Genomic DNA, 10,155 nt, shown 5'->3' on the forward strand with positions numbered 1-10,155 from the left:
CCCGCCCCGCCCGGCGTACTCCTAGCCCAGCGCCCGCAGACCCGGAACGAACGCCACGACCAGCGGAACCACCGGCACCAGCGCCGCCGCGGCCGTCAGGCGCAACCGACGGCCCGCCGTCAGACGCTCGACCGGGGCCAGCAACCGGTTGACACGCAGCGGGACTTGGGCATCCGGTGTGGGGCAGGGGCCGAACACCCCCCGGTCCTCGTTGAGTCCGACCAGGGCCAGCGCGGTCGTGAGCCGGCCGAAGCGGCGTGACGCCACGTCGTCGGCGGCCAGTTCGACCAGCCGGTGCATCTCGTCGCGGAACGCGGCGAACACCGGGACCTGCGGGAAACCCACCGCCAGCGCCGACGAGCAGTGCAGCAGCCAGTCGTGGCGCGCCTGGGCGTGGCCCTGCTCATGGGCGAGCACGGCGTCCAGCTGGCGGCCCTTCAGGCGGCTCAGCGCGGCGGTGGTGATGACGAGTTGCGGTGCCGTACCGGGCAGCCACCAGGCGTCGGGGCGCTCGCCCTCCAGCACCACAAGACGGTCGGCGCCCGGTTCCTCGCCCGGCAGGAGAGGGGAGCGGACCAGCAGCTCGGCCCGGCGCCGCCTGCGCCGCCGCCGCTCCCGCCGGATCTCCCTCAGCAGCATCGCGCCGCTCCACAGTCCGCCCAGCGCCAGCAGCACCGCGATGACCGCCGACCACGGTCCGTACGCCGCCAGGGCGTACGCCTCGACCACGGCGTGCGGGGCCGGGGCGAAGACATGGCCGCGCACCGCCTGCCAGGCGGCCGCCGCGCTCAACGTCATGGACAGGGCGAACGAGACGAGGACCCCCGCCACCACGCACTGCCATACCCACAGGGCCACCACCGGCTCGCGCTCCGGCCACTGGGCGCGCGCCATGAGTCGCGGGGTCACCAGAGCGGTCAGTGCACCGAGCAGCAGCAGCGCGAGGGAGACCAGCATGGCCTCAGACTATGAGGGGCGGGTCTTCCATTGGTATGGCTGCGACCGGCAAGTGACGCAGACCACGGTTTGCCGGGGCTTCTGTCCCACTTCCCGTCTCACAGGGTGAGCAGCATGGCGAACATGGCGATGCCCATCGTGAGCCGGCAGGCCGTGGTGAGCCCGGAGCGTTCGTCCGTACCGCTCCCGAATCCGGCGGGCCCGCGCCCCGCGACGCGCACCACTCCGCCGGGCGCGGCGGCCACGGGCAACAGCCGCCCGGCCGAGCTCAGTACGTAGAACGCGTAGTAGACGAGCAGCGCGCCCGTCAGCGCGGGTATCCCCCCGGCGCCGCCCGCCGCCCCGTGTCCGGCATGCCCGTCCCCGCCGCCCCCCGAGACCGCCGGGGCCATGGTGATCGCCATGTAGACCATGGCCAGCGAGCCGATCAGGTGGTGCAGGTGATGGCCGCCGCCCAGGGCGGGGCGCAGCGACCGCAGCGCCGCGGCGCCGAAGAGCACCGCATACAGCGCCCACGCCCACTCCGGGGGCGGCAGCACCGCGGCGGGTAGGGCCATCGCCGCCATGCCGAAACCCATCTGCGCCTCCGCGCGCGCGGCGCGGCGCTCCGCCGGGGTCCCCGTACGGGCGTGCAGCAGGCAGTAGGCGCCGCTCACCGCGCACAACGCCAGCAGCAGCCAGCCGACCAGGGTTCCTCCGTGCACGGCGCGCATCCCCCTCGGACGTACGGCACTCCTGCGGGTCGACTGGTCGATGCCCGGGCGATCGCCGCCGAACCCGGCGCACAGGGGTGTGAAGGGGGTGCGCCGGGGCCCGGGAGGGGCGCTCCAGGTCGCGCTACGCTCGATCGCACGCACGGCAGCGGAGAGGCCGCTGAGAAACGGAGAGCGCCACCATGGACACCGCCCCGCCCGCCGACTCGGCCCGGCTGACCTTCCGCGACGCGACCGGGGACGACGTCCCGGCGCTGGTCGCCCTCATCGAGTCGGCCTACCGCGGGGACTCCAGCCGCACCGGCTGGACCACCGAGGCCGACATCCTCCAGGGGCAGCGGACCGACGAACAGGGAGTGCGCGAGGTCCTCGACGCCCCGGCGGGACGGCTCCTCGCGGTCGAGCGGGACGGCGAGCTCGTCGCCTGCTGCCAGCTCGAACACCGGGGCGAGGCCGCCTACTTCGGCATGTTCGCGGTGCGTCCCGGGCTCCAGGGCGGCGGGCTGGGCAAGCTGATCATCGCCGAGGCGGAGCGCACCGCGAAGGAGAGCTGGGGCGTCGGCGAGATGCACATGACGGTGATCTCGGTGCGCGAGGACCTGATCGCCTGGTACGAGCGCCGAGGCTACCGCCGTACGGGAGAGCTCACCCCGTTCCCGTACGGCGACGAGCGCTTCGGCATCCCGCAGCGCGACGGACTGGCCTTCGAACTGCTGGTCAAGAACCTCTGAGGCGTGCCCGGCGTGCCGGGCGCGCCCGGCCGGGCTCAGGCGGTGAAGCGGCCGGTGCGGCGGATCTCCGGGAAGTCGGTGGTCGCGCCGTCCAGCCCCAGCGCCCGCGCCAGGCGCAGCTGGTCCTGGGTGTTGACCACCCAGCCGATCACCTTCACGTCCTCGGCGTGCGCCTGCTCCACCACCTCCAGGGTGAGGCGGCGGATGTTCAGCGCGAGCGTTGCCGCGCCCGCCGCCTTCGCCCGGTCCACCACGTCCGCGTCCCAGCGGCTGGCGATGAGCACCGTTCGTACGCCGGGCACCAGCCGGGCGATCTCCACGACGGCCTCGTCGTGGAACGAGGACACCTCCACGCGTCCGACGAGACCGCGCTCCAGCATCACGTCCGCCAGCGCGCGGGCCGCCGCCACATCCTTGATCTCTGCCTGGAGCGGCGCGGAGACGGCCTCCAGCACCTCTTCGAAGACGGGCACCCGCTCGCCCTGGCCCGCGTCGAGCTCGCGCAGCTCCGCCAGGGTCTTGGCCGCGATGGGCCCGGTTCCGTCCGTGGTGCGGTCGACGGCGGCATCGTGCATGACGGCGAGTGCGCCGTCCTTGCTCAGGTGGAGGTCCAGTTCGATGGCGTCCATCCCGGACGCCTGCGCGCGGACGAAGGAGCGCAGGGTGTTCTCGGGCTCGACACCCATCACTCCGCGATGACCCAGGGTGAGAAAAGACAAGGCGACCTCGTTTCCGTCGGCGGTTGTCCGCCAACTGCTCCTGCCCGCGCGGAGGTACGGCAATACGGCACTGGGGAGGGTAACGGCCGGGGCTCCCGATGTCTGCCGCCGTGCGGGCCCGGTCGGCAGGCTCCCGCAGCGGCTGCGGGAACTGTGCCTCTGTCCGGGGTGTGACAGGAAAAACAGCGGTGACCATGGGGGTGCGCAGGATAATTTTCAGGACCCCCCTTGTCGGGAGGAACCCTGCGCGGCTACGGTGGCTCCACGCGAGGTTCTCCCGTGGAGGAAGTGTTATGACGGAAATTCTTGTGCACGATGCCACCGAAGGCGAGATAGCTACGGCCCAGCGGGTGGTCGAGCACCCGGCCTGGCCTGTGCTCAAGGGTGCCGTCGAGGAGATCCGCCCCTGGCAGGCCAAGGACGGATCGATCGACTTCGAGGCGGAGGGCGCCCCGTCCCCCGCGACCGTCGAGCGTGCCGTCGAGCGCGTGATCGGCGCGGTGGAGGAGCTGTCCCCGCTGCTGCCGCACGACGCCGACTACCACCGCGCGCTCGTCACCGACCTGCGCCGCTGGGCCGCCGACGGCTTCCGTGTGCCGGACTTCCTGGACTCGCTGCTCGCCTTCCAGCCCGCGAAGAACCGCACCGACGGCCTCCAGCACCTCGTCGTCTTCGCGATGTACACGCAGAACGGCAACCCCGACCGCAACCTCGAAGCGGTCGTCCTCAAGATGGTCTGGCCCGAGTGGCTCGCCGACCTGGAGGCGAACCGCTACGACAACCCGCTCTTCTGCGGCATCACCTTCGAGGACTTCACCGCCGGGTACGACACGAACTCCGCGGTCCTCTTCCCGGAGACCATCGCCGTGCGCGAGGCCCCCGAGCGCTTCAGCTGGGGCGGCATCTTCTGTGACCGCGAGGCCGCCCGCTTCCGCCGCGTCACCGAGGCCTCCGTCGACCTGCTCGGCCTGGAGCTGCCCGACGACATCCGCGAGATGATCGGCGACCAGCAGCGCTGCGAGCAGGCGTTCGTCCTGTGGGACATGGTCCACGACCGCACCCACAGCCACGGTGACCTGCCGTTCGACCCCTTCATGATCAAGCAGCGCCAGCCGTTCTGGATGTACGGCCTGGAGGAGCTGCGCTGCGACCTCACCGCCTTCAAGGAGGCCGTGAAGCTGGAGTCCGAGGGCAACGCCCACGGCCGTGACGTGCAGTACGCGGTGCTCTTCGACCGGATGTTCCGCTTCCCCGTCTCCGGCGAGCGCGTCCGCAACTACGACGGCCTGGGCGGCCAGCTGCTCTTCGCCTACCTCCACAAGCACGACGTCGTCCGCTGGACCGACAACACCCTGAAGATCGACTGGGACCGTGCCCCGCAGGTCACCAACCAGCTCTGCGCGGAGATCGAGAAGCTTTACCGCGACGGTATCGACCGCCCCAAGCTGGTCCACTGGTTCGCCGCGTACGACCTGGTCTCCACCTACCTCGCCCCGCACCCGGGATCCCGCTGGGCCAAGGGCCCCGACGCCCTCGACCTCACACTTCCCCCTCGCAAGCTCGTCGACGACGTGCTTCCTGACGAGTTTCCCCTGAGCATGTTCTATGAGGCGCTCGCCAAGAAGCTGAAGCACGTGATTGCCTCCACCAAGGGAATCACCGCGGCGAACGACGAGCGGGCAGCCGCGTGAACCATTCTCCTGAGGAGGCGGTGGCCATGAACGGAATCGGTACGGGCAACGGGACCGGTGCGCTCGAAGGCGCCGTGGTCGCGGTTGCCGGAGCGGCCGGACCGGCCGGCCGCGCGACGCTGCTGCGGCTCGCCGAGGCCGGTGCGACCGTCGTCGGCTGCGACGCCAACCCCGAACGGCTCGCCGAGGCTGTGGACGCCGCGCGGTACGCCCACGGCGGAGCCACCGTCACCGGCGAGACCGTCGACCTGCTCGACCTCGACGCCACCCGCGACTGGGCCAAGCGCACCGAGGCGGAGTTCGGCCGGATCGACGGACTGGTGCACCTCGTCGGCGGCTGGCGCGGCAGCGCCAGCTTCGAGGAGACCGCCCTGTCCGACTGGGACGCGCTGGAGAAGCTGCTGATCCGCACGGTCCAGTCGACCTCGCTGGCCTTCCAGGAAGGCCTGCAGCGCAGCGACCGGGGCCGGTATCTCCTGATCAGCGCCGCCGGGGCCAGCAAGCCCACCGCGGGCAACGCCGCCTACGCCGCCGCCAAGGCCGCCGCCGAGGCGTGGACCCTCGCGCTGGGGGACGCCTTCCGCAAGGCCGGGGGCGAGGAGGGGCCGCGTACCGCTGCTGCGATCCTGGTGGTCAAGGCACTGGTGCACGACGCGATGCGCGCCGAGCGCCCGAATGCGAAGTTCGCGGGCTTCACCGACGTCACGGAGCTGGCCGAGGCCATCACCGGCGTCTGGGAGCAGCCCGCCACCGAAGTGAACGGAAAGCGCCTGTGGCTGACCCCGCAACCGTAAGGACCGACGCCCGACGTCACCACGATCCGCAGGTACGCGGATTCGCCAGTGACAACTACGCGGGCGCGCACCCCGAGGTCCTCGCTGCCATCGCCCTCGCCAACGGCGGCCACCAGGTCGCCTACGGCGAGGACGAGTACACCGGCCACCTTCAGCGGATCATGCACAGCCACTTCGGGCCCACCGCCGAGGCCTTCCCGGCCTTCAACGGCACCGGGGCCAACGTGGTCGCCCTCCAGGCGCTCACCGACCGCTGGGGCGCGGTCATCTGCGCCGAGTCCGCACACATCAACGTGGACGAGGGCGGTGCCCCCGAGCGGATGGGCGGCCTCAAGCTCCTCACCGTGCCCACCCCGGACGGCAAGCTCACCCCCGAGCTCATCGACCGGCAGGCGTACGGCTGGGACGACGAGCACCGGGCCATGCCGCAGGTCGTCTCGATCGCCCAGAACACCGAGCTGGGCACCGTCTACACCCCCGACGAGATCCGCGCCATCTGCGACCACGCCCACGAGCTCGGCATGAAGGTGCACCTCGACGGGGCCCGGATAGCCAACGCGGCCGCCTCCCTGGACGTGCCGATGCGGACGTTCACCAACGCGGTCGGCGTCGATGTGCTGACCTTCGGCGGCACGAAGAACGGGGCCCTGTTCGGCGAAGCCGTCGTCGTCCTGAACCCCGACGCCGTCCGGGCGATGAAGCATCTGCGCAAGCTCTCCATGCAGCTCGCCTCCAAGATGCGCTTCGTCTCCGTCCAGCTGGAGGCCCTGCTCGCCAAGGACCTCTGGCTGCGCAACGCGCGGCACGCCAACGCCATGGCCCAGCGGCTCGCGGAGGGCGTCCGGGCGATCGACGGGGTGGAGATCCTCTACCCGGTCCAGGCGAACGCCGTCTTCGCCCGGCTGCCGCACGCGGTCAGCGAGCGGCTCCAGAAGCGCTTCCGCTTCTACTTCTGGGACGAGGCGGCCGGGGACGTCCGCTGGATGTGCGCGTTCGACACCGGCGAGGACGACGTCGACGCCTTCCTCCAGGCACTGAAGGAAGAGATGGCGCGTTAGCCACCCCCTCCTTCCGTATGGCTATGCGGCCGACCGTAAAGCAATGGATCTACGGTCGGCCGCTTCGTACGCTCTGGGGTATGGAGCCGACCCCGCAGTCCTCGGACATCTCCCTGTATCTGGCGGCCGACGAGGCCATCGATCACGAACACCCGCGCGTCAGGGCAACCGTCGCGGACCTCTCGCGCGTCGGGAGTGATGCATATGCATACGCCCGAGCCGCTTTCGTCCACGTGCGCGACACGATCCCGCACTCCGCCGACTCGGGAGACCTGCGCGTCACCTGGCGGGCCTCCGACGTACTCGCCGCCCGCACCGGCATCTGCCACGCCAAGTCGATCGCGCTCGTGGCCCTGCTGCGGGCCCGCGGCATCCCCGCAGGGCTCTGCTATCAGCGCCTCGCGGACGATGACGGAACGAATCCGATCGTCCACGGCCTCGTCGCGCTGCGGCTGCCGGGCGAAGAGCGCTGGGCGCGCGTGGACCCGCGGGGCAACAAGCCGGGCATCGACGCGCAGTTCTCCCTGACGGAGGAGCGGCTGGCCTGGGTCGTGCGCGAAAAGTTCAATGAAGTGGACTATCCGATAGTCTATGCTGCACTGGCGTCCACGGTCCTCCACGCGCTCAGAAGCGCCCGGGACCGAGTGGAGCTGTGGCGGATGCTTCCCGCCGGTCTCTGAACGCCGCCGAACGCCCCGAGCCGCTCCACCGCACCCGCAATTCGGCCGGGGCGCTGGCCCGGCGCGCCCTCGCCGACGGCGGGCCGCCCCGGATCAACCTCCTCGTCGACGCCTACAACGCGATCAGCGTCGCCCATCTCGTCCCGGTCGGCGGCGAGGACACCGACCACATCAAGGGCGGCATGCGGCTGATCCGCGCGACCGGCGACGAGCCGTTCCCCACCGTCGCCGGGGGAGAGGAGGCGGTGGAGCATCCCGAGCCGGGCGAAGTCGTCTGGTGCGACGACGAGGGCGTCACCCGCCGCCGCTGGAACTGGCGCCAGGGCGTGCGCACCCGGCTCACCGAGGACTCGGTGAACGCCGTCTTCCTGCTGGAGGGCCTCGCGCCCATGACGACCGGCGAGCTCGACGCCACGGGCGCCGAACTCGCCGCGACCCTGGAGCAGCTGAGCCCCGGGGCGCGGATCACCGTCCACGCCGCGCAGTGACACCCCCCCGCCATCGGCGGGAGCGCCCTCAGCCGGCCTCGCGCACCTCGGCGGGCGTCGGGGCCGTACCGCCGAGGTGGGCCGGCACCCACCAGGTGTCGCTCGCGTCCTTCGGGCGCACCGGGTAGGCGCGCTGGGCGGCCTCCAGGAGCTCCTGCACCCGCTCGCGCAGCCGCCGGGTGATGGCGCCCGCGTACTGGTCGGAGGGTGCCTCCACGGGCTCGCCGACCCGGATGGTGATCGGGATGTGGCTGCGCCGGAAATTGCGCGGCCGCCCCTTCGTCCAGATTCGCTGCGTGCCCCACAGCGCCATCGGGATCAGCGGGACCCCGGCCTCCTGGGCGAGGCGCGCCGCGCCCGACTTGAAGCTCTTCAGCGTGAACGACTGCGAGATGGTCGCCTCGGGGAACACCCCCACGATCTCACCGGAGCGCAGCGACTTGAGGGCGTGGGCGTACGCGTGCTCGCCCTGGTCGCGATCGACCGGGATGTGCTTCATTCCCCGCATCAGCGGACCGGAGACCTTGTGCCGGAAGACCGACTCCTTCGCCATGAACCGGACGAGCCGCTTCTGCGGCAGGGCGCCCAGGCCGGTGAAGATGAAGTCGAGGTAGCTGATGTGGTTGCTGACCAGCACCGCACCACCGGTCTTCGGGATGTGCTCCGAACCCTGAGTGTCGATCTTCAGGTCGAGCGCCTTGAACAGGGTGCGAGCGGCGCCGACGACCGGTCGATAGACGAGTTCTGCCATCTGGTGAAGACCCTTCTTCAGTGCCTGGGGAGGGTTCTCCCGGCGGAAGTTACGCAGCCGTAGGTTTTCGGCATTGTGGCGATGGTGCCCCATGTGGGAGCCGGTGGCCAGTCCCGGTGGGCTCGGGCTGCGAGATTCTCGTCACGTGTGCGCCCCCCGGGAGCTGCGGGAATGTCCGGAGGGCGGCCGGTGCTGACCTCTTGCGAAGAGCTCTGATCGAGGAGGCACCACGTGGACGGCCGGAACGGCGCACAGCGCCTCGACGCATCCCAGCTCGGCGCGGAGCTGGGGGAGCGGGCGACGCTCGTGCAGTTCTCCAGCGCCTTCTGCCAGCCGTGCCGGGCGACCCGCCGCACCCTGGTGGAAGTGGCCGGGATGGTCGACGGAGTCGCGCACATCGAGATCGACGCCGAGGCCCATCTCACGCTCGTGCGGCGGCTGGACATCACGAAGACGCCGACCGTCCTCGTGCTCGACGCGGACGGCGAGGTGGTCCGTCGTGCGTCCGGCCAGCCCCGGACGGTCGATGTCGTCGCGGCGCTGGGACACGCCATATGACGGACCGTGACGCATATCGCACCTTGCGGAACTCCCTTGACTGCACCCACCACGCATCGTCAGTCTGACGTTATGCCGCCAGAACTCCTTCTCCACGGCCGGGTCCATGTGGACCTCGCACGCTGCGCGAGTGCGCGCTGTCCGGGTGTCTGAGCACCCACGGACCCGTACGCCTCTCCCGCAGAAGGACATGTCCATGACGGCTTCGCCCGACCTCGCCACCTCCCCGGCGGTCACCACGTCCGAGCTCTTCCGCTCCGTCTTCCGCCGCCACGCCGCGGGTGTCGCGGTGATCACCGCGGCGGGGAAGCGCCCCGTCGGCTTCACCGCCACCTCGCTGACCTCCGTCGCGGCCGAACCCCCGCTGCTCTCCTTCGGCGTCGGTACGTCCTCCTCCAGCTGGCCCGTACTGGCCGACGCCGAGCATGTCGGCGTCCACCTGCTCGGTGAGCATCAGCAGGAACTGGCCGCGACCTTCGCCCGCAGTGGCGCCGACCGCTTCGGCCCGCCGACGGACTGGGCCCCCGGCCCCGAGGGCGTACCGCTGCTCGCCGATGTGCCGGCCTGGCTGGTCTGCCGTGTCGTGGCCCGTATCCCGGCCGGGGACCACCGCATCGTGATCGCCGAGGCCGTGGCCGGGGACCCCGCCGGGGCGGGCCGTCCGCTCGTCTATCACCAGGGCCGCTTCACCGCTCTGCGAGACTGACCCCACGCACCTCGTGCACAGACCCGCCGCCGTTGGCAAGGTCACAGTGCACAGCGGTTGCCCAGGGGTAAGAGACTGGGTGTACTGGCGAGTAATATCGGGCTCGGAGCCTCGGTCGTCCTGACCGGAAACGGCCCGACATGGCGCCTATGCTGCGTGCAACAAGGCAGCCCAGAAATGACGATGCAGTAGGAGAGCCGGCGTGAGCTTGAGGATCGTTGTCTGTGTGAAGTACGTGCCCGACGCGTCCGGTGACCGGCGTTTCGCCGATGATCTGACGTTGGATCGTGAGGATGTCGACGGTCTGTT

Annotated in this window: 11 protein-coding genes and 2 pseudogenes; 9 read left to right on the forward strand and 4 right to left on the reverse strand. The window is 71.0% G+C overall.

The features are described 5' to 3' along the window. Positions 1 to 21: 21 nt before the first annotated feature. Together CIB93_RS18430 and CIB93_RS18435 are read right to left on the reverse strand one after the other, a co-directional pair. Positions 22 to 957, reverse strand: coding sequence for a M56 family metallopeptidase (locus CIB93_RS18430; protein WP_096628094.1), 936 nt, complete (start codon positions 955 to 957; stop codon positions 22 to 24). Between the two features lie 98 nt (positions 958 to 1,055). Beyond that, a complete protein-coding gene (locus CIB93_RS18435) occupies positions 1,056 to 1,661 on the reverse strand; it encodes a DUF5134 domain-containing protein (RefSeq protein WP_096628119.1) in 606 nt (201 codons plus the stop codon). A 191-nt stretch (positions 1,662 to 1,852) separates the two neighbouring features. On the opposite strand from CIB93_RS18435, the gene CIB93_RS18440 reads away from it, so the two are divergent. Further along, complete coding sequence (locus tag CIB93_RS18440; RefSeq protein WP_096628096.1) at positions 1,853 to 2,401, forward strand: GNAT family N-acetyltransferase; 549 nt, start codon at positions 1,853 to 1,855, stop codon at positions 2,399 to 2,401. A gap of 35 nt (positions 2,402 to 2,436) precedes the next feature. On the opposite strand, the gene CIB93_RS18445 is transcribed toward CIB93_RS18440, so the two are convergent. Next, entirely contained in the window at positions 2,437 to 3,120 is a 684-nt protein-coding gene (locus CIB93_RS18445) for a glycerophosphodiester phosphodiesterase family protein (RefSeq protein ID WP_096628097.1), read from the reverse strand. Positions 3,121 to 3,413: 293 nt separating this feature from the next. Here CIB93_RS18445 and CIB93_RS18450 point away from each other — a divergent pair, with 293 nt between their 5' ends. From CIB93_RS18450 to CIB93_RS18470, 5 genes and pseudogenes are all read left to right on the forward strand, one after another. Beyond that, complete coding sequence (locus CIB93_RS18450; RefSeq protein WP_096628099.1) at positions 3,414 to 4,811, forward strand: DUF6421 family protein; 1,398 nt, start codon at positions 3,414 to 3,416, stop codon at positions 4,809 to 4,811. A 26-nt stretch (positions 4,812 to 4,837) separates the two neighbouring features. Then, a complete protein-coding gene (locus tag CIB93_RS18455; protein WP_096628100.1) occupies positions 4,838 to 5,605 on the forward strand; it encodes an SDR family NAD(P)-dependent oxidoreductase in 768 nt (255 codons plus the stop codon). Next, on the forward strand, positions 5,584 to 6,663 hold the full coding sequence (locus CIB93_RS18460; protein WP_096628102.1) for a low specificity L-threonine aldolase: 1,080 nt from the start codon (positions 5,584 to 5,586) through the stop codon (positions 6,661 to 6,663). The genes CIB93_RS18455 and CIB93_RS18460 overlap by 22 nt, the downstream gene beginning before the upstream one ends. Positions 6,664 to 6,743: 80 nt before the next feature. After that, entirely contained in the window at positions 6,744 to 7,343 is a 600-nt protein-coding gene (locus CIB93_RS18465) for a transglutaminase family protein (protein WP_096628104.1), read from the forward strand. A 29-nt stretch (positions 7,344 to 7,372) separates the two neighbouring features. After that, a pseudogene (locus CIB93_RS18470) lies at positions 7,373 to 7,831 on the forward strand (B3/4 domain-containing protein); the annotation flags it as partial. 28 nt (positions 7,832 to 7,859) lie between these two features. Here CIB93_RS18470 and CIB93_RS18475 read toward each other — a convergent pair. After that, positions 7,860 to 8,582: a 1-acyl-sn-glycerol-3-phosphate acyltransferase gene (locus tag CIB93_RS18475; RefSeq protein ID WP_096628106.1), complete on the reverse strand. Its 723-nt coding sequence runs from the start codon at positions 8,580 to 8,582 to the stop codon at positions 7,860 to 7,862. 231 nt (positions 8,583 to 8,813) lie between these two features. Here CIB93_RS18475 and CIB93_RS18480 point away from each other — a divergent pair, with 231 nt between their 5' ends. The 3 genes and pseudogenes from CIB93_RS18480 to CIB93_RS18490 form a co-directional block, all read left to right on the forward strand. Further along, positions 8,814 to 9,140, forward strand: a complete 327-nt coding sequence (locus tag CIB93_RS18480; protein WP_096628107.1) for a thioredoxin family protein — start codon at positions 8,814 to 8,816, stop codon at positions 9,138 to 9,140. Positions 9,141 to 9,336: 196 nt separating this feature from the next. Next, complete coding sequence (locus CIB93_RS18485; protein ID WP_096628109.1) at positions 9,337 to 9,846, forward strand: flavin reductase family protein; 510 nt, start codon at positions 9,337 to 9,339, stop codon at positions 9,844 to 9,846. Between the two features lie 202 nt (positions 9,847 to 10,048). Beyond that, positions 10,049 to 10,155: pseudogene (locus CIB93_RS18490) on the forward strand (electron transfer flavoprotein subunit beta); the annotation flags it as partial.

It is taken from the genome of Streptomyces sp. WZ.A104, assembly GCF_002382885.1.
Lineage (GTDB): Bacteria > Actinomycetota > Actinomycetes > Streptomycetales > Streptomycetaceae > Streptomyces.